At 42.5% G+C, this 23,768-nt stretch carries 17 protein-coding genes and 1 pseudogene; 10 read left to right on the top strand and 8 right to left on the bottom strand.

All coding sequences use genetic code 11. The features are described from left to right. Positions 1 to 81 precede the first annotated feature (81 nt). Positions 82 to 1,485, bottom strand: coding sequence for an MFS transporter (locus C825_RS10055; protein ID WP_010802383.1), 1,404 nt, complete (start codon positions 1,483 to 1,485; stop codon positions 82 to 84). 11 nt (positions 1,486 to 1,496) lie between these two features. Then, on the bottom strand, positions 1,497 to 3,500 hold the full coding sequence (locus C825_RS10060; RefSeq protein WP_044214756.1) for a hypothetical protein: 2,004 nt from the start codon (positions 3,498 to 3,500) through the stop codon (positions 1,497 to 1,499). Positions 3,501 to 3,614: 114 nt separating this feature from the next. Between C825_RS10060 and C825_RS10065 the strand changes: the two genes are divergently transcribed. Further along, a complete protein-coding gene (locus C825_RS10065) occupies positions 3,615 to 4,235 on the top strand; it encodes a DUF4923 family protein (RefSeq protein ID WP_010802385.1) in 621 nt (206 codons plus the stop codon). Between the two features lie 50 nt (positions 4,236 to 4,285). Here the strand turns inward: C825_RS10065 and C825_RS10070 are convergent, their stop codons facing one another. The 3 genes and pseudogenes from C825_RS10070 to C825_RS10080 form a co-directional block, all read right to left on the bottom strand. Beyond that, the gene (locus C825_RS10070; RefSeq protein WP_007659087.1) at positions 4,286 to 4,957 is read right to left on the bottom strand and encodes a YczE/YyaS/YitT family protein; all 672 of its coding nucleotides are present in this window, start codon (positions 4,955 to 4,957) and stop codon (positions 4,286 to 4,288) included. A gap of 674 nt (positions 4,958 to 5,631) precedes the next feature. After that, positions 5,632 to 7,748: pseudogene (locus tag C825_RS10075) on the bottom strand (AAA family ATPase). A gap of 116 nt (positions 7,749 to 7,864) precedes the next feature. After that, positions 7,865 to 9,463: an aspartate:alanine exchanger family transporter gene (locus tag C825_RS10080; RefSeq protein WP_007659085.1), complete on the bottom strand. Its 1,599-nt coding sequence runs from the start codon at positions 9,461 to 9,463 to the stop codon at positions 7,865 to 7,867. A 122-nt stretch (positions 9,464 to 9,585) separates the two neighbouring features. Here C825_RS10080 and truA point away from each other — a divergent pair, with 122 nt between their 5' ends. The 9 genes from truA (at position 9,586) to C825_RS10125 (ending at position 21,750) form a co-directional block, all read left to right on the top strand. After that, positions 9,586 to 10,338: a tRNA pseudouridine(38-40) synthase TruA gene (gene truA, locus C825_RS10085; RefSeq protein WP_044214853.1), complete on the top strand. Its 753-nt coding sequence runs from the start codon at positions 9,586 to 9,588 to the stop codon at positions 10,336 to 10,338. Between the two features lie 5 nt (positions 10,339 to 10,343). Next, the gene (locus C825_RS10090; RefSeq protein WP_010802388.1) at positions 10,344 to 11,240 is read left to right on the top strand and encodes a DMT family transporter; all 897 of its coding nucleotides are present in this window, start codon (positions 10,344 to 10,346) and stop codon (positions 11,238 to 11,240) included. Between the two features lie 10 nt (positions 11,241 to 11,250). Continuing rightward, positions 11,251 to 11,883, top strand: a complete 633-nt coding sequence (locus C825_RS10095) for a DUF3256 family protein (protein WP_010802389.1) — start codon at positions 11,251 to 11,253, stop codon at positions 11,881 to 11,883. Between the two features lie 130 nt (positions 11,884 to 12,013). Beyond that, positions 12,014 to 12,556 (top strand): RNA polymerase sigma-70 factor, encoded by a 543-nt coding sequence (locus C825_RS10100; protein WP_010802390.1) that lies wholly within the window; start codon positions 12,014 to 12,016, stop codon positions 12,554 to 12,556. Between the two features lie 141 nt (positions 12,557 to 12,697). Further along, complete coding sequence (locus C825_RS10105; RefSeq protein ID WP_010802391.1) at positions 12,698 to 13,672, top strand: FecR family protein; 975 nt, start codon at positions 12,698 to 12,700, stop codon at positions 13,670 to 13,672. A 239-nt stretch (positions 13,673 to 13,911) separates the two neighbouring features. After that, on the top strand, positions 13,912 to 17,337 hold the full coding sequence (locus tag C825_RS10110; protein ID WP_157310090.1) for a SusC/RagA family TonB-linked outer membrane protein: 3,426 nt from the start codon (positions 13,912 to 13,914) through the stop codon (positions 17,335 to 17,337). A 14-nt stretch (positions 17,338 to 17,351) separates the two neighbouring features. Next, entirely contained in the window at positions 17,352 to 19,052 is a 1,701-nt protein-coding gene (locus tag C825_RS10115) for a RagB/SusD family nutrient uptake outer membrane protein (RefSeq protein ID WP_010802393.1), read from the top strand. A gap of 35 nt (positions 19,053 to 19,087) precedes the next feature. Further along, complete coding sequence (locus tag C825_RS10120; protein ID WP_010802394.1) at positions 19,088 to 21,190, top strand: glycoside hydrolase family 172 protein; 2,103 nt, start codon at positions 19,088 to 19,090, stop codon at positions 21,188 to 21,190. An 11-nt stretch (positions 21,191 to 21,201) separates the two neighbouring features. Beyond that, on the top strand, positions 21,202 to 21,750 hold the full coding sequence (locus C825_RS10125; RefSeq protein ID WP_010802395.1) for a hypothetical protein: 549 nt from the start codon (positions 21,202 to 21,204) through the stop codon (positions 21,748 to 21,750). 110 nt (positions 21,751 to 21,860) lie between these two features. On the opposite strand, the gene C825_RS10130 is transcribed toward C825_RS10125, so the two are convergent. The 3 genes from C825_RS10130 to C825_RS10140 form a co-directional block, all read right to left on the bottom strand. Then, entirely contained in the window at positions 21,861 to 22,310 is a 450-nt protein-coding gene (locus tag C825_RS10130) for a PepSY-like domain-containing protein (protein WP_010802396.1), read from the bottom strand. A gap of 123 nt (positions 22,311 to 22,433) precedes the next feature. Next, the gene (locus tag C825_RS10135; protein WP_010802397.1) at positions 22,434 to 23,279 is read right to left on the bottom strand and encodes a PepSY-like domain-containing protein; all 846 of its coding nucleotides are present in this window, start codon (positions 23,277 to 23,279) and stop codon (positions 22,434 to 22,436) included. A gap of 24 nt (positions 23,280 to 23,303) precedes the next feature. Next, complete coding sequence (locus tag C825_RS10140) at positions 23,304 to 23,744, bottom strand: PepSY-like domain-containing protein (RefSeq protein ID WP_007659072.1); 441 nt, start codon at positions 23,742 to 23,744, stop codon at positions 23,304 to 23,306. Between the last annotated feature and the right edge of the window lie 24 nt (positions 23,745 to 23,768).

Genomic DNA, 23,768 nt, shown 5'->3' on the forward strand with positions numbered 1-23,768 from the left:
ATTCATGCTGTTTCCCAATAAAAATATTAGTTAATAATTCGTTCTGTGAGATGAAAAGATTTGTGTTATATAACTGAATTTTTATTTAAATCCTTTCAACGGTCTTGGCTGTGAAATCCTTAAACTACTGATTATTGCGGCTACCACGGCAAATCCTGTTGCCAGATATAAACATGCTTGCGTGCTGTTGTTCGGAACTAGATTGAATATCATAGCGACTAATGTTGCTCCTAATGTCTGTCCTAATAAACGGGCTGTTCCCAGCATACCGCTTGCGCCTCCGCTTCGGTTGGAAGGGGCAGAGGAGATGATCGTGCTGTTATTGGGTGTCTGGAATAAACCGAATCCGGCTCCACAGATAAACAGGCGCCATATAATATCCGTATTTGTCGGGTTATCGGGTAATATGGCCAGTAGGAAAAGACCGGTAGCAAATATCGTCATACCGATACCTCCCAGTATACCGGCATGAATCCGTTCGACTAACCGTCCGGCAAGCGGGGCCATGATCATCGTTGCCAACGGCCAGGGAGTAAGAAGCAGGCCGGTCGTTACGTCGCTTCGTCCCAATGCACCCTGAAGGAAAAAGGGGAGGGAAATCATTGCCAGCATTTGTCCGGTGAAAGAACATATCGACGTGCCGATCGACATGGAGAAGATCGGGATGCGCATCAGGTCGACCGGAAGTAACGGAAACTGTTGGCGTAGCTGATGGCGTACAAAGAAATAACCGATCATAAACAATGTGGCTATACCTGCTATGATCAAAGTTGTGTTCTCTTTATGGGCAATACCTTCCAGCGAGAAAATCAGTAATCCGAATGTAAGAGCGTTCATCAGGCAACTGAGCTTGTCGAAACGGCGGCCGGTGACTTTAACCGGATTGGCTGGCAAATGCATCAGACCGATCACCAAGGCTGCAATGCCGATCGGGATATTGATGGCAAACAGCCAGTGCCACGAACCTAAAGACAGGATGACGGATGCAATGGTCGGTCCGGCGGCAATCGAGACGGCGACGACCAGGGCATTGATCCCCATGCCGCGGCCCAGGAAACGTTTGGGATAAATGATTCGGAGCAATGCCGTGTTAACACTTGTGATGGCGGCAGCTCCGAATCCTTGTAAGATACGTGCGGTTGTCAGCATCCAGAACGAATCGGCAAGGGCGCAGATGGCTGACGTGATGCTGAACAGTAAAATTCCTGATAAGTAAATCCTCCGGTAACCGTAAATGTCTCCCAATGAAGCGAAGGAAAGAAGCGAAATGGTGATTGCCAGCTGGTAAGCGTTGACAACCCAGATCGTGACAGACGGTGAAGTACCCAGGTCGCGGGCTATTGTCGGCAAAGCGACATTTGCAATTGTTCCGTCTATGACGGACATTCCGACACCTAAAGCTGTGGCCAGTATAGCCCAGTAACGTTTAGGTAACGGTAGTCCGTCGTTCTCACTTACAGTTATGGCGCGATTTTGTAATATCATTTATGTCTTGTTTACTTAATAACTTGTCTTACAGCTTCCAGCATAGGTTCGACGGTCAGCGGACTTCCTGTAGCCAGTATCATCCATTGGTTAGGGGTTAAACATCCCTGACGGAAAATCCGTTCTACTTCGTTCGCGAAGTTCTTGCCTTCCAGATACTGGTCAAGCTGGAATTCTATGATTTGTCCGAAAGCATAAGCCGACAAATACAAAGGATAGCTGATCATGTGCGAATAAACAGCCAGTACCGTCTCGTCCTTTACTCCGAAAACAGGCGCATAATATTTGTTCCATATCTCTTTCGATAATGCGATCGTCGCTTCTTTCAGCTGTTCGGCCGTTGCGTCCGGATGGGCATACATCCATTTCCATACGGAAATATCCAACATGGAAACACCGCAAATTTCATACATGCTCCATACTTTATCCAATATTTCCATCGCCTGTTTTTCCGGATTCGGATCGGTGATATCCAATATTTCGAGATCACGTTTCTGGAAAACAAAAGCCAGCGCTTCGGTAAATGCAGTGTTGGGTACGCCGCTCAACATATAATAGTCTACATCATAAAGCGATAAAGTCTGCTCTACATTGTGACCGAATTCATGGATAGCTATGTTGTATCCCTTATAATTCATTCCTGCTGCCGGAATACGTGTGCGGAGACGTGACTGCTGTCCTTTCATGGATGCTCCCCAGGCATGCCCTGAACCACGGGCGGCATCGACTGTGATCTTGTCGGCCAGATAGTTGGCCCGTTCGGCACTGAATCCCAGCTTCATAAGAATGTCCGGTAACTTCTTGTCCAAAGCTGCCGCATCCGGGTAAAGGGCTTGCGTTTGTGCATCCAGCTTGGTCTCGTCGAGATTACTGCGGGCTTTGAAACCGTCGTACCAGATATCGTAGGCTTCCAGTTTGCGTCCCAGACGTTTGGAGATCGTTTTGCCGATTTCTTTCAATTCGGTAGCGGACAGAAATTCATCGAACAGTTTTTCAACATCCTGCAAGGCGACTTCCATATCGTCGTTGAATTTACGGTCGATATAGGTATTACCTGTGTATTTGTCAATGCCTTGCATGGCCTTAAAATTGTTCAGCATCTTCTGATAACGGACAGTCGATTCGGGAGTCGTTTTTACTTCCTTGTTCTCCTGTTGTACCATGTTTGTATATGGATTCCATTCATACGTTCCTGAGTTGATTACTTCGACAGGAATATCCTGTGAAATGATCCGTTTCATCACTTCGTAAACGGTGCGTTGCTTGTCGAGTCCCTCTTTCCCCTTGTTGTAGTTTGCCTTGATTTCATCACGCAGGTTCCAGTGTGACAGCAGGATCATCTCTTTAGGGAACAGATGCTGACCTTTTTTGTTCATTACATGACCCATGTAAATGTTGTACTGGGAGATATAAATGTCGGCATCGCTTTCTGCGTTGGAAGCTGCCTGCAACAATGCGGCAGGGATCCGTTCTGTAAACATGTCGCCCAGACGTGCATAGGCCCAGGCTTTGCGGTCGGTGCCCAGTGCTTCTTTTTCTTCCAGGGTAAGGTGGGGGAAGTTTAGCGCGATGATAAAAGCTATTTTATTATTGTATAAGTCATCGCTTAAATGGCTTGAAGGACTGTATGAACCGAACTTCTCATCGATGGGGTGCAACGGACCGTTATCCAGCTGCAAATTTTTCTGTAAGCGCAGCGACATCTCATTGAAATGACCGCTGATACCTTCGAGATAGTCGCTGATCTTGAGGAATACCTGATACTTTTCATCCGGATCGGCAATATAATTGTCTTCACAAAAAGAGCGGAAGGCTTTTTCGTCGCCGTCTGTTTCCAGCCAAAGACGTGCAACCTGGCTGACTCCTTTTTCTATACTCTGTTTGTTACTGTTGTCCCTGGAGGTTAACGTGCTGATGGTCGATTGTATGACGGACGGATCGATGGATGCTTGTCCGTTCAGATACGCTAATGAGCAAATAAGCATAATACAAATGCGTTTAGTTAGATTTCTCATAAGACTTATGTTGTTAAGTTCAAGATCTTTTGTAGTGTAAATAAAAGCGTGAAGCAAATGTAGGGATAATATTTGTATCTTTGTATGTTTTTTAAAAAGAGTAAAACAAGAGGTATGAAAAAAGTGTGGGGATTAATGGCTGCTATATGCATCCTGCTGTTCGTATCCGGCCAGGCTTACGGACAATCGTTGAAAGACTTATTGAATTCATCTACAGTAAAGGATGCGGTTACTTCTGTAACTGGCGGAAAGAAACTGACAGTAGAGAACTTGCAGGGAACGTGGACGTATACCAATCCAGCCGTTCAGCTGGAAGGCGATAATGCATTGAAGAATGTAGCCGGGAGCGTGGCTGCTGGTGAATTGGAGAAAAAGCTGAAAACGTATTGTGCCAAGGTCGGTATTGTGGAAGGCATGTTCAACTATGTGTTCAATAGTGACAGTACGTTTACCAATGCATTAAAGAAAAAGACATTGAAAGGTACTTTCTCTGTTAATCCGGATGAAAAAACGGTTGAACTGAAATATGCATTGGGCGGAAAACTGAAAGTGACAACTTTAACAGCCCACGTCGTGATTTCCGGAGATGAGCTGTCTTTGCTGTTCAATGCGGATAAGTTACTGGATTTTCTGACCAAATTATCATCGATATCTGACAATTCCACTTTGAAACTGGTCAATAAACTGGCCAGCGAGTATGACGGGATGATGCTGGGGTTTGAATTGAAGAAATAGAAGAAAGTAGTATATTTTGAAAGTGGGTGGTCTTTTCGGACTATCCATTTTTATTTCAGTCCCGGCAATATTTTGTAGAGTGTTTTTCTGGTCATGATCTTCTGGTTCAGGAAACTTACAATATAGCCTGTTATACAGGCGGCAATAAGTGAACCTTCGCGTATCCCTTCAATGCCTTGGGTGAACATGAGGGAGATGAGTACGGCTAAAGTGACCAGGGTAACATCGAAATACACCTTGAACTTTCCGAATTCCTTATTATAACATCGGGATGCATATTTTACAAATGCTTCTGCACTCATCATAGCTACCTTCGGTTTGATTTCGAGCACTACGCCGATGGATTGTATGAGGCATCCTGTGAGCAGTAAGGCCATCGACATGCCGTAACCGGACGGATGCAGATTGCTTGTTAAAGCCATGTTGAAATCAATGAAAGCGGAGAATATGCAGGAAAAAGGTATCTGAAGAAGTATTTCTATCGTGTCCTGACGACTTCTGTCTTTCCGGATCAACCAGAACTGTCCCAGGATCAGCAGTACGTTTACAATGAATGTCCATGTTCCTAATGATAAAGGAGTATTAAGGCTTAACACGTAATTTACACTGGAGATAGGAGTGGTTCCTAATGCAGAGCGAACGATCAATACAATGCCTACAGCTAAAAAATATAATCCTAAAATAAATACTGAATACTTTTTTAATAGTTCTTTTATATCCATATCAAATCTCTATTTGTCTGATCTCTTTCTTTTTGATAGTTAGAAAAAGATATGCAAATATCCGATTTATTTTTCAAAACCGGATGTTATGGTGAATAAATTATTATCAAAATGATAATTTAACGGGGGAATGGAGGCACTATTTGAATCCTGGGTCAGCCTGGCCTTTGTGTAGACGATTCCTGGATGGGTTAGGTTGGGAAAATAGCTATTATAAGTCGAGGTTTTGTGTTAAACAGATGTTGAAACCTCGTGGTTGTAAATATTTGTCTTTTTATTTTCTGTTATGCTGATGTTTTTGATAATTTTATTTTGTTCGTATGACGTTGTCTTTTAGAGTGTAAAATATGCTGTTTAGCATAAAAAAGTATTGTTTCTGAACTGTTTTTCAGTGTGTTTTTGTGCTTTATTAACAGAAAAACTCATCTTAAATAAACCAGGGATCCGTTTAAAACGAGAAAAAACTCGTTTTAAACGAGATTGAAATTTGTTTAGATGAAGTTATCAAAATGATAAACCTTTACTTTGTGTTAAAAAATGTAATATCGATCTGTCTGGAAGCTCTTTCCTGTGAGATGTGTCTGTTTCTATTTTGAGCTTATTTGTATCTAAAGTGATAAAATAAGCTCAAAAAATAGCCATTATGATAGTCGGTGCAAAATAGTGATTCTGTTCTATTGCTTCTTATATTCTTCAACAAGTTCCAGCAGTACGCTACCATAGTTTTCGATTACTTTTTTCCCTATTCCGGGGATTGCAAGCAATTCGCGTGAATTGGAAGGTAGTGTATTGACAATACCCAGCAATGCTTTCTGTTGAAGGATCGTATAAGGAGGCAATCCTTTTTCTGTTGCCAGCTCATAGCGCCACCGCTTAATGCTGTTATAGAGTTCGGGATGGAGAACGTCGCTCGAAACAGTCACTTTGGCCGGCTGTGAAGAACGTTCGGAACGTTTTTTAGCGGATGCGGGCGGTTCGATGGACGCTTTTGCTTTGGCGGATAGATAGCGGACGACAGAAAAACCGTCTACGCATGCTTTCAGCGTCTCCTGCTTTAAATGGAGTTCTTCCGTAAATTTGCTGATCGCATTGTTCACCGCTTTCCGGCTTTCCTTGTTATCTATTTCGACAGCGGAATTTTCCTCGAGAGATGTACACAGGCTGTCGATGCGCTCGATGAAATAGGCTACTCCTTTCCGCACACGTTCCTGGATGGTTTCGTCCTGTTGGTAATCGGGGTTTCCGGAGATCATGCGCGTCAGTTGCTGTTGGAAGCGTCCGCCTACTTCTGTTATTACGGAACGGAAGGCATCACGGGTGTTGGCATATTGCGTGTTGAGTTCCGGATATAATTTCTGTAAATGAGCATATACCGTATAAGCGGCATATTGCAGGCGTTGCTGGATGGAGGTGAAATTGAAAAGTTCGATAACCAGTTCCAGGTAATATTGCTGTTGCGCCTGTTCCAACTGTTCTTTTCCTGGTTGTTTGTCGGTGACGGAACTGGTAAATTCCTGTATCCTCATATCCTTGATCATCGCGTTGCGGGTGATCGGACTGCTTAAAACCAATCCCTCCAGGGTTTTGCAGCGACTGAGTGCCACATAGACCTGACCGTGTGAAAAGGCTGCCGAGGCATCGATGATGGCATGTTCGAAAGTCAGGCCCTGGCTTTTATGGATCGTGATTGCCCAGGCTGTTTTCAACGGATACTGGCTGAAAGTTCCGGCAACCGTCTCTGTTATTTCTTTGGTGTCCGGATTGATCGTGTATTTGACATTCGTCCAGGTTTCTCTTTCTACCTGTATTTCATTGCCGTCTTCTCCGACAACCGTTATTTTGTTCGGGTTGATAAAAACGATTTTACCGATTTTACCGTTGTAGTACCGGTGTTCGCCGGAAGAGTCATTTTTGACGAACATAACCTGGGCTCCGTTTTTCAGTTCCAGTTGATTATCGGTTGGATAAGAGTATTCAGGGAAGTCGTTGTTTATTTCGGCATTGAAGGTGTATGACTTACCGGGCAATTCGGCTAACTTCCGGTTGTTGAGTTGCTGTGCCTGATAATTATGTGTTGTAAGTGTGATATACCCTTGTTGGTCGTCTGGGGCGAAATCGGGTATATATCGCTGGTTAAGACTGTTTAATGTTTCTTCATCGAATCTGTTTTCCCTGATGTTATTCAGCAGGGAGATGAATGTACTGTCATTTTGGCGATACACCTTGGTGAGTTCGATGCAGTAGTAATTGCTTTCCGAAAGCGCTTTACTGTCGAAGAAAAAGGTGGACGGATAATGTTCTTTCAATAAGTTCCATTCGTCATCTTTGGCAACAGGCGCCAGCTGTTGCAAGTCACCGATCAGTAATAGTTGTACGCCGCCGAAAGGTTTTGTCCGGTCTTTATAGCGGCAAAGTACGTCGCTGATCGCATCCAGCAGGTCGGCTCGTACCATACTGACTTCATCTATCACCAATAAATCCATGCTTCGGATGATATTAATCTTATCCCGGCTGAATTTATTCGTGAAATTTTTTGCCTGGTCTGCCTCCCTGCTTGCCGAGGGGAGATAAGGACCAAACGGTAACTGGAAGAATGAATGGATTGTAACACCTCCTGCGTTGATGGCGGCTACACCTGTGGGAGCAACAACGATCATACGTTTGGGGAAACTTCTTTAAGTTTTTTCAGAAACGTTGTTTTTCCTGTTCCGGCTTTACCTGTCAGAAAAAGGTGAGTACCTGTATTCTGTAAGAAGTTGAAGGCAAGGTCAAATTGTTGATTCATTTGCATCATCATAGATCTATTGTTTATGGTATCTGCAAATATATAATAAAAAAACGTGAAAAATGCGCTTATAAGCTAAAAATCAAGCTGACAAGCGCATTTTTTTTATTGTGCCTTTTTTATCAGACAATCAGGTTTGCGATCAGCTGGATAAACAGGATCAGGAAAACCATGGCAATCGGATAAACAGTCGCATATGCAATGCTCGGTGCGGAACTGTCTGTCATAGAGTCGGCTGCGGCAAGTCCGGGTGTGCTGGTCATACCTCCGGCGATGGTTCCGATCAGGTCAAGGATATTGATTTTAAAGACCCAGTAACCGAATCCTAAAGCGATAAGCATCGGGACCATCGTGATTGCCATGCCGACACCGAACAGCGTCCATCCGCTTTCCTGAAAAGTGGATACCAGGTTAACGCCGGCTGATGTCCCGACTTCCGCCAGGAATAACAACAACCCTAACTGACGCAGTAACTGGTTGGCTGAACCTGACATGGACCATACGATCGGGCCCGTTTTTCCGATTGCGCTTAAAACAAGCGCCACCATCAGGATACCTCCGGTCAGTCCCGGAGAGAACGAGAATGAATCGGAGAACGACAGATTCAGTTTCCCGAATAGTACGCCCAGTACGATACCGGCGGCAATCGGGAAAAAGTCGGTATCTGAAAGTTTTTTCTCATCGTTACCGAGAATTTGTCCAAGTTCTTTTAAGTCCTCTTTTTCTCCGGCGATCATCAGTTTGTCACCAAATTTTAGTGTCAGATCCGGTTCGGGAGGAAGGTCGATACCGCTTCGACGGACGCGGGTTACCGTGCAGTTGAATGTTCCTTGCAGGTTTAAATATCCTAACGTCTTATTTATTACGTTTTTATTAGTAATAAGCATAGACTGAAGTTCTTGTGTGCTGTTGAAAGGGAGATCCCCTTTGATGCGTTCGCCTACCAATATTTCCAGTTGTTCCAGTGATTTGTCATTACCGACGGCTTTGATCAAATCTCCTTCTTCCAGAACACTTTGTGCTGTGGGAATAGATGTTTTTTCGTTATGCTTGATACGGGAGACGACAGCTCCTGTCATACTACGCAATTGTAGTTGTGCCAGTGTCTTGCCACAAATATTACTGTTAATAATACGGAAAGCAGCTGTATGCAATGGGGGATATTTACCTTTTCTTTTTGCTTCCAGGGCCTGTGCTTCTGCATTCAGGTCTATACGAAGTATTTTGGGTAACAACTTGACAAACAGGATCACACCGATCACACCGAACGGATAAGCAATACCATAGGCGATGGAAGCGGAGGAAGACTGGGTCGTGTCGATTGCAACCGCCAAACCCGGTGTACTGGTCAGTGCCCCGGCTATCAGTCCGACTATGCTTGGTGTATCGATTCCTAAAGCATATTTGAATATCAAACCTGTCAAGCAGGCGGAACCAACGATTAACAAGGTGAGGATAATCAGTGTTTTCCCTTTCGACCGGAAAGAATCGAAAAATCCCGGACCGGCCTGTATACCGATGGTAAAGATGAATAACACTAAACCGAAGTTACCCAGTTCCTTAGGTATGATCACTCCGAAATGACCGAACAAAAGTGCAATGAAAATGACGGCTGAAACGTCAAGAGAAAGACCTTTAATCTGTATTCTGCCCAAAATGAATCCTAATGCAACGATCAGGAAAAGAGCAAAATAGGAAGACTGAAGCAGTGTTGCAAACATGTCAAATAATTTTATTGTGAAGATTTGAGAGCGCAAAAGTACACTTTTTTGGGTGCATGGGCAATCTCCTGGCGAGATTTCTGTTACCTTTGCAGCGAATTATTAAGAAGAATATCCCGCACGTGAATCGATACTTTATTTATTTAGGTTATAACGGTAAGAATTTCAGTGGTTGGCAGGTACAACCCAATGGTATGACTGTACAACAATGTCTGGAAGAGGCCTTGGCTACACTGCTGCGCCAGCCGGTTCCGGTTGTCGGTGCAGGACGTACGGATGCAGGTGTCCATGCCCGGCTGATGGTTGCTCATTTTGATTGGGGCGAACCGGTTGCCGACCTGTCTTTCCTGGCGGAGAAGCTGAACCGTTTACTTCCGAAAGATATTGCCGTTTACCGGATCGTACCGGTCAGGCCGGAAGCGCATGCCCGTTTTGACGCCACTTCCCGTACCTATAAATATTATATAACTACCCGGAAAGATCCGTTCAATTATGATCTGGTTTACAGAATGAGCGGTCAGCTGGACTTTGAAGCGATGAATGAGGCATGTAAGGTTTTGTTTGATTATATCGACTTCACCAGTTTCAGCAAATTGCATACGGATGTAAAGACGAATAACTGCCGTATTTATAAAGCGGGATGGGAACAGGAAGGCGATGTTTGGGTATTTACAGTTCAGGCGGACCGTTTCCTGCGTAACATGGTGAGGGCGATCGTCGGTACCTTATTGGAGGTGGGACGCGGAAAGTTGACGATAGAGGGTTTTCGTAAAGTAATAGAGGCCAAAGACAGATGCAAGGCCGGAACTTCTGTTCCGGGGCATGCACTTTTTCTTGTGGATGTAACATATCCTGAAAATATTTTTAATATTTAATCATCATGTGGTTAGCGCTAGCATTTGCCTCAGCATTCCTGTTGGGATGTTATGAAGTAAATAAAAAGATTTCCCTGAACGGGAATGCCGTAATTCCGGTATTGTTTCTGAATACGTTGATAAGCAGCCTTATCTTCGTTCCGTTTATATTTTTATCGTTCTGTACGAATGTGCTGGACGATACTATGTTTTATGTTCCCCGTGTCTCTTTTGAGGCGCATGTGGCTGTATTTATCAAAGCGGTGATCGTGTTGTCTTCCTGGATCTCCGGTTATTTTGCATTGAAGCATCTGCCGCTTACCATCACGGGACCGATCAAGGCCACACAGCCTGTTCTTACTTTGGTCGGAGCGATGGTTATTTTTGGGGAACGTCTGAATTTGTATCAGTGGATCGGGGTTTTGCTTTCCATCGCTTCATTTTATATGCTTTCCTCTTCGGGAAAGAAAGAAGGGATAAACTTTACCCATAACAAATGGATATTCTTCACGATTATTTCCATAATAACCGGTGCGATGAGCGGCTTGTACGATAAGCATCTGATGGGGAGTATGGATGTGATGACGGTGCAGGTCTGGTTCAATGTTTATCAGTGTCTGATCATGTTGCCGATCCTGTTGTTGCTATGGTATCCGCAGCGTAAGAAGAGTACGCCTTTTGTGTGGCACTGGAATATCGTATTTATCTCCGTATTCCTGATCATTGCCGACTGGATTTACTTTTATGCCTTGACTTTCCCGGATTCAATGATCTCGATCGTATCCATGGTACGCCGTAGCAATGTGCTGGTTACTTTTGTAGCCGGGGCGATCTTCTTCCATGAAAAAAACTTAAAGAGCAAGGCTGTGGACTTATTCCTTGTGTTGTTAGGAATGATATTCCTATATTTGGGGACGAAATAGACAATAGAATATGAAACGACTTATTTTTTCTATATTGATTTGTGTTTTTGCATGGGGTGTGAAAGCCCAGGAAATAGATGCATTATTTGTTTCAATGCCGGATAAGAATATTCCGCAACTGGAAGATGCCTGGCGTAAGGACTTGGTCGATCTGTACAAATCGGGTAAAGAGGCCCGTTTGAAGAATACGATGAATGGCTTTTCTACATTGAAGAATCTTACTTCCGATTATCTGTTGTTACAGGTTACCGACAGAAGTACTATAGAAATGAAATTACTTCCATTGGTAAATAATACGAATGTGATCTGTCTGGTGAAAACGGTAAATGGTCCGGTTCCTGACAGCCGGATTGAGTTTTTTACAACGGAATGGGAACCTTTGGCTGCTTCCGACCTGTTCACTCCCGTAGAGGCGGATTGGTTTATTAAAGAAGATGCAGATAAAAACAGTACGGCTTTTCTGGATGCAGCTTCCCGGTTGGATATGGATTTGATACAGTACAGTTTGAGTCCTGAAAATCTGACATTAACGGCAACATACACAACTCCTCAGTATCTGAGCCAGGAAGACCGTAAGATAGTAACTCCCTTTATAAAAGAAGCTCCAAAAGTGTATACCTGGGAGAAATATCATTTTAAATAGGATATTTATGGATAACAGATTCATCTTGAAGAATAGTATCTTGTCTTTAATAATAGGTGATCATCATTGAAATATTAATTAAAATGTTACATTTGCTTAATTATATGTCTGAAAGGGAGAACATTTTCTTATGGATTTTGAGCAATTGTATATAACGTGGTATTCTCGTTTGAAGTTTTTTGCCCGTGAATATGTACTGTCGGATGCTGATGCAGAGAACATAGTACAAGATATTTTTACGGACTTATATGAAAAACGGGAAGTTCTGGAAATACCCGTGAATATGGTTGCCTATCTGTTTACGGCAACTAAAAACAGATGTATCAATCATATTCACCGTAAGATATTGGAGCAGGAAACCAGTCAATGGATGCAGGATGAATACAGCCTGACCTTACGGATGAAATTTAATTCTCTGGAGGCTTTCGATCTTGAATTTGCCTCTGATAACGAGATAGAATCCCGCTTGGAGAAAGCTCTGCAATCTTTACCGGAGCGGTGCCGGGAGATTTTCATTATGAATAAATTTGAGGGGATAAAACAGAAAGATATAGCAAAGCTGCTTAATATATCGGTCAATACGGTGGAAAATCAAATGGCTGTAGCTTATAAAAAATTGAGAGAGGAATTGAAAGATTATATACCGCTTTTGATTTTATTGCTTGGAATTTAAAAATAAAGAAAAACGAAGATGACTGTAAAGCGGGCCTCTTCGTTTTTTTCTTTTAAGGACTCTCTTTTTTTTGAAAAATGTATAGTGGATTTTTTCTTTTAGTTTGTCTACTTTATAAATACGATAGGAATATATTATAAAATGGACGAACGTATCGATAAATATTTTCAGGGTGAATTGAAGAAGCCGGAGCGGGTGAAGCTGTTATTGGAGGTTGTGCGTGATGAGGAGTTGAGGAAACAGATTGTAGAATTTCAAAATGTGTACACGCTTACAGGTCTGGCCCCTCAAGGTGCCGATAAAGAAGCCGGCCAGCAGAGCCTGCAACAGTTCATGAAGAGGCAACGCCGGATGGTACGGAGAAAATATCTTATCCGGAGTTTGGGATATGCTGCCGCAGCGGCTATACTGATTGTCTCTGTCTGGATAACTGCTGTCAGTTATGTGGATAAACCGGATGATTATGTCGCTGCTCAACAGGAGTTTTTTGTGCCGGCCGGACAACGGGCACGTATTAAATTGCCCGATGGCACATTTGTCTGGTTGAATGCCGGATCGGTGTTGACATATCCGTCGATTTTTGGGGAAGAGAGAAAAGTATATCTGAAAGGAGAAGGTTTTTTTGATGTCGCCAAGAATGAAAAATCACCGTTTATCGTTTCTACTGGAACTTTAGATATTAGGGCATTGGGTACACAGTTCAATGTGTTTTGCTATCCGGATGCCGGACTGATCAGTACGAGCTTGATAGAGGGTTCCGTTAAAGTGTATCATCCGGAAGACGAGGCGAATGGGGTTGTACTGAAACCTAATCAGCAATTGGTTTATGACCGGCAATCTTTTCAGACCATTCAAATGAAGAATGAAGATGACTTATTGTGGAAAGATGGCATTTATAATTTCAAATCGGAACGTTTAGAGTCGATCCTGAAGAAACTGGAATTATATTATGACGTGAAAATCGTAGTAAAGAGTCCGGAAATCCTTTCTTACCGTTATACCGGGAAATTTCGTCAGCGGGATGGAGTCGTGGAGATTTTGCGTATCATTCAGAAAATACATCATTTCAAAATGAGCGAGAATGATGAACGTAATATCGTAACCTTATACCGGTAGTATGGATTTACCGTAAATTTGATTGTTTAACTTTAAAAGAAATGCCTATGATGAAAAACTGAAGAAAAAATCATTGCTATAAAAATCGGCGGATGCGACCAACATCCACCGACCAGTATAAAGCAAATCCAATGTGACTTTGAAATTAGTATTTACTTTAATGAAACAAAGATATGAAAAGAAATCCTTTGTTAACACCTCCGGTGTGTTTAAAAAAAAGAAATAATATACTTCGTATTATGAAAATAGCCTTGATCTTTTTATTTGCATTTGTATTCCAGCTGATGGCTGTCAAGAGTGATGCACAAAATGTTACAGTGAAATTACCCAACACACAACTGACTGTAGGAGAGCTGATCCGTGCGATAGAGAAACAAACGAACTACCTGGTTGTGTTCAGTGATACGGAAATAGATACGGAACAGGTTGTCCGGTTGAAAAATAGCCAGGCGAAAGTGTCTGAATATCTGGTTGAGGCTTTTGAAAATAATGAGATAAAGTATGAGTTTGAAAATGACTATATTATTTTATCCAAACGTTCCGTTTATAATATTCCACAACAGAGTCGGAAAAATGTCACCGGAAAGGTCGTGGATCAGGAAGGAGAACCAATCATCGGGGCCAATATTGTAATAAAAGGTTCCACAACAGGAGTAGTAACCGATGTCGATGGAAAGTTCAGTTTAACAGTCTCGGAACAGGACCGGTTATTAATCAGTTATATAGGATATGTCCCGGTTGAAATTACTATAGGTAACAAGAATGTCCTGAATATACAAATGCAAGAGGAAACTCTGGCCCTTGATGAGCTGGTGGTGATTGGTTATGGAACGAGGAAAAAGTCGACACTTACCGGTTCGGTTTCAATGATTGATAAAGAGGTTTTGGAAGACAGGCCCGTGGCAAGGACAACAGATTTGTTGCAGGGCATTGCTCCGGGCGTACAGATAACGCGTTCAAATCAGGGAAAAATTCGCGGAACAAATAGTAGTATCTCTATCCGTGGGACAACCTCCAAAAGTGATCCGGGAGTATTGGTTGTTATTGACGGGATCGCTCAGAAAGACAACAATACATATGCGTTGGATAATATAAATCCGGATGACATCGAAAATATCAGTGTCCTGAAAGATGCGCAAGCCGCTATTTATGGTGCCCGTGCGGCAGGTGGGGTTATTCTGGTTACAACTAAAAGAGGACAGACAGACAAACCGACCATTAATTTTACAGGTACGTTTACAATTCAACAACCCTCTTTGATGAAAAAGAGTACGAATGTATTGCAGTTGGTGGAGATGATGAATGAGGGTTTTGTGAATGATGGACAAAATACGAATATGTATAGCCATATCGCGAAATATATAGCGGATAACCAATTGACGATGGATATTATCAAACAGAACAACGGGCAATATTCCTGTCAGTGGCCTTTTGATAATAGTGCGAATTTTGTATTTGGCGATTATAACTGGCCGGATATAATGTTTAGTCCTGCACCGATGCAAAATTATAATCTTTCGGTTTCCGGTAAGACACAGCGGTTGAATTATTACAATTCAGTCGGATATGTCAGTCAGGACGCCATGCTGAATTATGCCGACAATTCAAATAAGCGCTTTTTTGTCAAACTGAAGAACGACTATGATGTTACAAACTTTTTAAAGATAAAAACGATATTCGACTTTGAAAGGCAAAAAGTTACGGAACCTTATAAATATGACCAGATAGAATTTTGGCAAGGGTTGATATGGCCGGTATTTATGCCGTTTAATTCGGCAGGCAATTTATATAATTTCGGTTCCCATCAGAATCCGATCGGCTATGCCCGGGATGGAGGGAATACAACGGATTTGAATTATAGGGTGAAAGCATTGCTGGGATTTGTGTTGACACCGATTCAAAACTTATCGATAACGGGTGAATATTCCACCAGTTTTGATATTAATGAAAATGAATGGGCGGAACTGGGGTTCGATATGTATGACGAAAATAATAAATATTCATATAATTCGACTAACGGACGTAATTCAGCCGGCTCTTCATATGGCCGTTCCCGTTATACGGTAGCCAATATTTATGCTAATTATCAGTATACTTTATTAGAGAAAAACCGCTTTGACCTGATGGCCGGTTATTCACATGAAGAAGAGGACCATCGTACATTCAACGCTTATCGACGTTTGGGGCTGATCAGTCCGGAACTACCGACCTTCGGCGTAGGAAGCAGTGATGAGCAATATAATGGCGAGACTAAATCTGACCGTGCATTAAATTCTGTTTTTGCCCGGTTGGGATATTCGTTCGACAATAAATATTTACTGGAAGGAACCTTCCGTTACGATGGCTCTTCCCGCTTTGCCGAAGGGCATAGATGGTCACCTTTCTTTGGCGTTTCCGGTGCCTGGACGATATCGAATGAGTCCTTTATGCAATCGATCAATCATATTGTAAATTTCCTGAAATTGCGTGCTTCCTGGGGACAGATGGGGAATGAAGCCAGTATCGGATTGTACGATTATATCGCCCAGATCAATATCAACGGGCAATATCCAATGGGAAACTCTTTGTCTCCGTCGCTGACTCAGCAGGCTACTTTATCGGGGATGGCCAGTAAAACCCGTTCATGGGAAAAGATCGACACAAAGAATTTGGGCTTGGATGTATCTCTGCTGGATTCACGTCTGAACGCATCTTTGGACCTGTATATCAAAAACAATCCGAATATGTTTTTTACACAGGAGTTTCCCCAGGTTTTGGGAGTAACGGCTCCCAGTATTAACGGAGCTTATGTCCGTTCCAAAGGATGGGAACTTTCAATTGGCTGGCGTGATCAGATAGGTGACTGGGGGTATTCTGCGAATATGAATCTGAGCAATAACACCAGTAAAGTCTTGAAGTTGGCTGATTCGACGATACCAAATTCCGGATATAACTCTTTTGTGGAAGGATATCCTATCGGTTCTTATTTCGGATATGACTTTGACGGTTTTATTCAGACAGAACAGGAACTGGCTGACTATAATGCGAAAATGACTTCCGGTATTCCGAATAATCTATCACTGGGAGATGTTCGTTATAAAGATCTGGATGGTGACGGAAAATTGCTTCCCCAGGTTTATAAGTTAGGAGAGGACGGGAAACCGACGACCGATTCTGGTGATATGATTCATTTGGGAGATAACGGGCAGCATTATTTGTTTGGTATCAATCTGGGAGTGAACTGGAAAAATATAGATTTGAGTATGTTCTTCCAGGGAGTTTTGAAATGGCAAGTGCTGGAATCGAATAAACCGATTGAATATGACTCATGGCCGCCACAGGAATATTTCTATGGAAAATACTGGACATCAGGTAATACTAATGCGGTTTATCCGCGTCTGTCACAGAATGATGCTGTTAAAAATCACGATTATGTAGCGTCTAATGCTCCTTATAAATTCTATAATAACCGATATATTCGCCTGAAGAACCTGCAATTGGGATATACTTTCCCGAAAAGCCTGATCGGTAAAGCGAAAATAGAAAAACTTAGGGTATATTTCAGCGGAACGGATATTTGGGAGGCTTATTCTATCCCGGGAATTTATGATCCGGAGAAACCCTTTAACCCGCGTATTACTCCTTTCCCCAGAGGCTATTCATTTGGGATAAATGTTACACTTTAAATACATGCAAGATTATGAAAAATAATATAGTATATTCAATATGTTTTTTGTTGGCAGGTATATTGCTTTGCTCTTGTGAGAAGGATTTGAGTTTGTTTCCGCAGGATAAATATTCTGAGCCTACGTTTTTTCAAAGTGCCGGGCAATTCGAATTGTTTGCCAATCAGTTTTATTTCTCTCTGCCCAGTTCCGGCGCAGGCCTGGATGTGCGTTCGGATATTTTGGTCGATTGGAGTGAAAATACGATCAGTAACGGCAGTTATTCGCCGGAACCGAATAGTGACCAGTGGAAAAGTCCCTATATAAATATAAGGAATACTACCTACTTGCTTGAAAAGGCCATATTGGTTCCTGATCTGGCGGAACAGATCAGTGAATATGTCGGTGAGGCACATTTTTTCAGGGCGTTTGCTTATTTTGAGTTGCTGAGATACTATGGCGGCGTTCCTATCATAGATAAAGTACTCGACCTGGATGATACGGAATTACTTTACGGACCGAGAAACAGTCGGGAAGAAGTTGTAGACCATATCCTGAAAGACCTGGACAAAGCAATATCATTACTGCCGAAAGAAAAAGACATAGCGGAGGGAAAGAAAGGACGTGTAAGTCGCGAAGCTGCACTTTCTTTTAAAGGACGTATTGCCTTATTTGAGGGAACCTGGCGTAAATTCAGAGGGCAAAATGGCGATGAACTGTTGGACCTGGCAATTGCTGCGACCGGAGAAGTGATAAACGGAAACCAGTATGTGATTTTCGATCGCAGGGATGTTTTAGGAGAGGAGAGTTACCGCTATTTCTTTTTGTTGGATAAAGGTAAATCAAATGTTGCAGGGCTGACGAAAGCTGACCAGCAGGAGTATATACTGACAAATCGTTTCGATGCGGATATCAGACCAGCAGGAACCAGTAGCGCACATAAATATCCGAGTGTCACCCGTAAGTTTGCTGATCTGTTTTTGTGTACGGATGGTTTGCCAATAGACAAATCTCCATTGTTTGCAGGGCGTGAAACCGTCGAGAGCGAATATGAAAACAGGGATCTTCGTATGACAAATGTTCTGCAAAAACCGTTCACCCGCTTTTGGGCGAATAATCCTCCTGAATATAACCGTAACTGGAACGATCCTTTTGCAGGAGGCAATATTTATGATATCAATTTTGGTAATACGACCCGGACAGGATATTATGCGGTCAAGTTCAGGGTGGAAGTCGCTTCGCCGTTCGGAGTGGACTGGCCGGTTATCCGCCTGGCGGAAGTCCTGTTGATACATGCTGAGGCTTTATTTGAGAAAAACGGAAGTATAACAGATCAGCAATTGGATCTGACTATTAATAAATTAAGAGAAAGGGCAGGGCTTCCGGCTTTAACAAATACATTCGTCTCAGCAAACGGTTTGGATATGCGGACGGAAATCAGGCGGGAAAGAACGATTGAACTTTTTCTTGAAGGATTCCGTTTCGACGATTTACGCCGTTGGAAAAATGCGGAGACAGAAATGCCGATGGCTTTGAAAGGTGTTTTATGGCGCGATACTCAATATGCTACCGATTCAAGATGGAGTAACATTGATTTTCCGCAGGATGAGACGGGCAGTATTATCATCGAACCAACCAATAAGCGCAAGTTTGAAGAGAAACATTATTTGCTTCCTCTTCCTACCAGGCAGATATTGCTGAATCCGAATCTGGAACAAAATCCAGGTTGGTCATAATAACCCGAAAGGGAATAATAAAATAATTATCATATATGAGAACGGGAAAGAACAGCTTGTTTACAGGGCTTATTATTATTAGTCTGTTTTGTTGTCTGCAAAACAGTGATGCCCAACAATACGATGTCACTTTCAAATCGTTGTTGCAGGAAATGACAGACCGTACTGTCATGACTAGGAAACCGGAATTTCCGTATAAGGCGTTACAAAGTAGCAGTTACAATCGTGCAGCTGTAACGCCGGATGATCCGGTAGGATGGTTTGCTAACGGCGATCAGGGTTTTGACTTGCGTAAAGAAACAAATAACGGGAAACAGGAGTCTGTCCTGATGGAGTGTGACGGACCGGGGGTGTTGACCCGGATATGGACTCCTTTTTTCTATAAGGATTTCGATAACAGGGAGGGACCGGATATCTTGATTTATCTGGATGGAGAGGAAGAGCCATCCATACGGACGAATATGATCCGGCTGTTGACGGGTGAATCTTTTGCTCCGCCTCCTTTTGCCGTTTATACTTGTCGGGCAGGAGATTTATATTTACCGATTTCATTCGGCAAAAGTTGTAAAGTATCCGTTGAAGGAGATTCATTTTTCTATATTATAAACTATAGGGCTTATTCTCCGGAAGTAAAGGTCGAAACATTTCAACCGGAATTTATGGAACGTTATCAGGCTGTTTTGACGCAGACCGGGAAAGAGTTGACGGACCCCACACCCTTTACTAAAGGGAAGAAAGTTTCTTTTTCCAAGTCGGTCAGCAGCCGGCAGACAGAGGCTATTCCTTTGCCCAAAGGTACTTCTGCCATTCGTCATATGACGTTTAAGTTGTCTGCCGAAAATGTTCCGCAGGCTTTACGTTCGACCGTCCTTGAAATAGTTTTTGATGATAAATCAACCGTTTGGTGTCCGTTAGGAGACTTCTTCGGGAATGTCAATGCGGTAGATCCTTATAAGACATGGGTACGGGAGGTTCATCCCGATGGGACAATGGTCTGCCGATGGATTATGCCTTACAGGAAAAGCGGGGAGATACGCATTCATAATCTTTCCACATTTTCGGTAAAACTGGAGTCCGAGATAGTGGTTTCTCCCTGGAAATGGACAGACGATACTTATTATTTCCATGCTAATTGGTGGACTGATGAACCTTATATGGCCAATCCGGTCCGTGATATGACTTTTGTCGAAGTAAAAGGAGAAGGCATTCATGTGGGAGATAATTTTGTTGTTCTGAACCCGTTACCCTGGTGGTGGGGAGAAGGGGATGAAAAGATTTATGTGGATGACGATTTTGACAGGCGTTTCCCTTCCCATTTCGGGACGGGCACGGAAGATTATTATGGTTGGGCCGGAGGTGTTCACCCTACTCGTGAAGACGAGTTCTCAACGCCTTTCCTGGCAAACATCCGGGTAGGAGGAGAGACGCGTGGGTTTACCGGAGAGAACCCCCATACTCGTGGATATAATATCTGTACAAGAAGTCGTTCGCTGGATGCGATACCGTTCAATCAACGGTTTAAGCTCGATATGGAAGCGTTCAATTTTTCGTCCGGGCCGGATGCGATCCTGCAATACGCTTTGACATCATTCTGGTATGGGAGCATGGAGGCCGAACATAACAGGCCTCCAATGGTTGAAGCGGCCTCTGGTCCGGTTCCTCAGATAGAGGATCTGGAAAAGATTACGCAGACAAACAATTTCCGTATAAAGAATGCTATTGAATTGGAAGATATATATCCGCTGCTTGCTTCTGACGGACTGATCCGGAAGGTACAGGCTATGGATAATGAAAAGTCTGATTCGAAATGGAGCATGGCTAAACAGTTGTCGGTTGAGGCTGTTAAGGTGAAGGATTATGTTTCTTTCCGTTTCGGAGAGCAGTATCATCCTAAAAAAGTTCTTCTTTACCTGACAACTTCACCTGTTTCCGCTAAATTGAATATCTATATCAATGAAAAGCTAATCGCGGAAAGCTGGGATGCTTACAGTAATAAAATAGAATGCAGAGAATTAGACCTGGGACTTCAACAACCGATGAATAATACTTTTGAACTGAGGGTTGAGGTTGCTGGTAAGAATGAGAAATCATCCGGGTATCATTTCGGTTTGGATTGTATTTTGTTTAAGGACAATTAATCTGCCAGGTTATGATACAAAATAGTTATAAATACGGTTGGTTAGTAATTGTTCTTTGTTTTCTAGGGGTAAGCTGCGCTTCTGAAAAACTCTCCTGGAAAGAGGAACTGCATAATGAAATTTCTTTATTGGGACATCGTAACTGGATCGTTGTGACGGATATGGCTTATCCCCTGCAAAGTCAGGAAGGCATTAAGACGATCTGTACAGGAGACGATTACCTGGAAGTCTTATCTTTTGTTACGGCTGAAATCGATCGGGCACCGCATATTAAAGCGAATGTCTATCAGGATCGGGAACTGCTGTTTATGAAGGATACGGATGCTTCGGGGATCACAGAACTCCGGCAGGAGGTTGCTAGCTTATTCGGGGGGTATTTACAGTATGTATCTCATGAGGAGTTGATAGCCCGGCTGGATAGCATAAGCAGTGTCTTTAATGTCATTATTTTGAAAAGTAATCTGACAATCCCGTATACATCTACTTTTTTTGAGTTGGATTGTTACTATTGGGATGATGTCCGGCAACAAGAGTTAGAGAAACGTTTTCAAGAACATTAAAGGTCTCACTATGATATACAAATGATATTGATCGGGCAGGTACCGCAGATAGTTTATTTATGATAATATATATCTGTGGTTATCTGCCTGGTCTTTTAGTACTCCCCTTTTTATTCTATGAGCTGTCCTTCCGAATCGAATGTAAGTTTTACCTTATTATTATCCTGTTTCAGTTCAAATACGTAAAACATACCGGCTGGTTTTTCGATTGCATCTACTTCCAGTACTTTGTATTGGTTATAGGCGGAACTGGCAAGTTCGTCCGTCACAACGACCGGGACATCTTCAAGACGGGTATCCCATTGAGTGCTGATCCATTCGTTCTTTTCATTGAATGATACTTCTTTATGGATGCCTTTATCTTTTATATCGATTTCCGTGTCGCTCTTTTCTTTATCGAGTTTCAGGATGGTTGCCTGCGGATATTTGGTCGAGATAAAGTTCCGGAAAACCTGAGGGACTTCGACAGTCTGGTTTACTTTCTTTTGATGGTTATTACAACCGGCAAGCAGCGAAATGCAGCATACGAGAATGGCTAAAACAGATAGTTTTTCTTTCATGACGTTTAATTTTAATTGTTTATAAAAGAAAACACGAATACAATGGAGGTCCAGCCATCGTATTCGTGTAGTTTATTCTCGTAAGAAACAAATTCGCTCTATGCAAAGTTCGTTTTTACAGAGTTAATCTTTTTGGGTACTCTTAATATTGCCTTCGGAATCGAATGTTACTTTAACATCATTATCTCCTTGTTCCAGATCGAATACATAGAAAGTACCTTCCGGTTTTTCAATAAGATCAATATCATCAATTGTATAATTCTTGTATTCGGAAGCCTGTAAAGCATTCATGACGATTGCCGGAACCTGATCTTTTGTAATGTCCCATTCTGTAGAAATCCATTGGTTTTCAGTGTTGAAATAAACATCCTTGTAGATATTATTATGGAGGATATCCACTTCAAAACCATTTTTTTCTTGATCGAATTCCAGCATAGTGGCACCCGGATACATCTCGTTGATGGCATCGCTGATTGCTTGCGGGATAACAACAGGTTGGAAATTGTTGTCGTTATCATCATCGGGAACTGCTTTTAAGAGAACACCATCTTCAGTATAATACAGGTCGACTTCCTGTTCTCCTTGTTCCACTTCTATGACATAGACTGTGGCGGCGTTGGAGCGTTCGAGCTTATCAAAGTCAGTGGGTTTCCAGTTTTTGTATTCGCCGCCGTTCAGGTTTAAGCGTACCGGTTCGGGAAGCAGACCGAAATTGATTTCCGTCTTTGTCATTACCCAGTTGCCTTTATTGTCGAACCAGGCTTCGGCTTTATTTCCGCTCAGATGGAAATCGGCTACCTCATAACCACTTTTTGTTTCCCATTCTACTTTACCGACACCCGGGTATTTTTCATCGAATGCTTTAGTGACGGTTTGGTCGGGCAGATAGTTGTTGTCATCATCATCACAACTTGTAAATGTAAACAGACCGCACAATGCTAATGCTAAGATAGATAGTTTTACTTTCATACTTATTTTCTTTTTGTTGTTTTGTTAATCGAATTTCTTAAAGTTACCGTTACGGTCGAATTTGAGTTCAAGGTCATTGTTTAACTTGACTTCATATTCGCGTGTGTCTTTGTCCACAGAGATTACCTTGCTATCGGCAAAATTCTTCCTTATATAATCAGCTATTCTGGCAGGCAGGATTTCTAAAGGGATGGAGGCATGGCGCGCTTCGATCTCTTTCCATTCGCCGGACTTGTCAAATTCCACATTAATTCCGTTGGTAAGGATCACGTCATATCCTTTTGTTCCTAACAGATTGCTTTCTATTTTTATATGCGAGATATCTGTCTGTCCGAAATGGTCTGACAGGAAGTTGCGGCATACAGAAGGCAATACCGATTTGTCTCTTGTAATCTTCTCGTTGTCTGCGAAAATGGCCATTGTCGATAATAACAGGCTGACCAGAATTAATCCGAACTTTTTCATGACTTTCTTCTTTTAATTTATACT

The organism is Parabacteroides sp. ASF519, assembly GCF_000364265.2.
Lineage (GTDB): Bacteria > Bacteroidota > Bacteroidia > Bacteroidales > Tannerellaceae > Parabacteroides > Parabacteroides goldsteinii.

Bases quoted from the DNA above. Each gene is read 5' to 3' on its own strand.
- C825_RS10055 (WP_010802383.1), bottom strand. From the start codon at position 1,485: ATGATATTACAAAATCGCGCCATAACTGTAAGTGAGAACGACGGACTA.
- C825_RS10060 (WP_044214756.1), bottom strand. From the start codon at position 3,500: ATGAGAAATCTAACTAAACGCATTTGTATTATGCTTATTTGCTCATTA.
- C825_RS10065 (WP_010802385.1), top strand. From the start codon at position 3,615: ATGAAAAAAGTGTGGGGATTAATGGCTGCTATATGCATCCTGCTGTTC.
- C825_RS10070 (WP_007659087.1), bottom strand. From the start codon at position 4,957: ATGGATATAAAAGAACTATTAAAAAAGTATTCAGTATTTATTTTAGGA.
- C825_RS10080 (WP_007659085.1), bottom strand. From the start codon at position 9,463: ATGTTTGCAACACTGCTTCAGTCTTCCTATTTTGCTCTTTTCCTGATC.
- C825_RS10090 (WP_010802388.1), top strand. From the start codon at position 10,344: ATGTGGTTAGCGCTAGCATTTGCCTCAGCATTCCTGTTGGGATGTTAT.
- C825_RS10095 (WP_010802389.1), top strand. From the start codon at position 11,251: ATGAAACGACTTATTTTTTCTATATTGATTTGTGTTTTTGCATGGGGT.
- C825_RS10100 (WP_010802390.1), top strand. From the start codon at position 12,014: ATGGATTTTGAGCAATTGTATATAACGTGGTATTCTCGTTTGAAGTTT.
- C825_RS10105 (WP_010802391.1), top strand. From the start codon at position 12,698: ATGGACGAACGTATCGATAAATATTTTCAGGGTGAATTGAAGAAGCCG.
- C825_RS10110 (WP_157310090.1), top strand. From the start codon at position 13,912: ATGAAAATAGCCTTGATCTTTTTATTTGCATTTGTATTCCAGCTGATG.
- C825_RS10115 (WP_010802393.1), top strand. From the start codon at position 17,352: ATGAAAAATAATATAGTATATTCAATATGTTTTTTGTTGGCAGGTATA.
- C825_RS10120 (WP_010802394.1), top strand. From the start codon at position 19,088: ATGAGAACGGGAAAGAACAGCTTGTTTACAGGGCTTATTATTATTAGT.
- C825_RS10125 (WP_010802395.1), top strand. From the start codon at position 21,202: ATGATACAAAATAGTTATAAATACGGTTGGTTAGTAATTGTTCTTTGT.
- C825_RS10130 (WP_010802396.1), bottom strand. From the start codon at position 22,310: ATGAAAGAAAAACTATCTGTTTTAGCCATTCTCGTATGCTGCATTTCG.
- C825_RS10135 (WP_010802397.1), bottom strand. From the start codon at position 23,279: ATGAAAGTAAAACTATCTATCTTAGCATTAGCATTGTGCGGTCTGTTT.
- C825_RS10140 (WP_007659072.1), bottom strand. From the start codon at position 23,744: ATGAAAAAGTTCGGATTAATTCTGGTCAGCCTGTTATTATCGACAATG.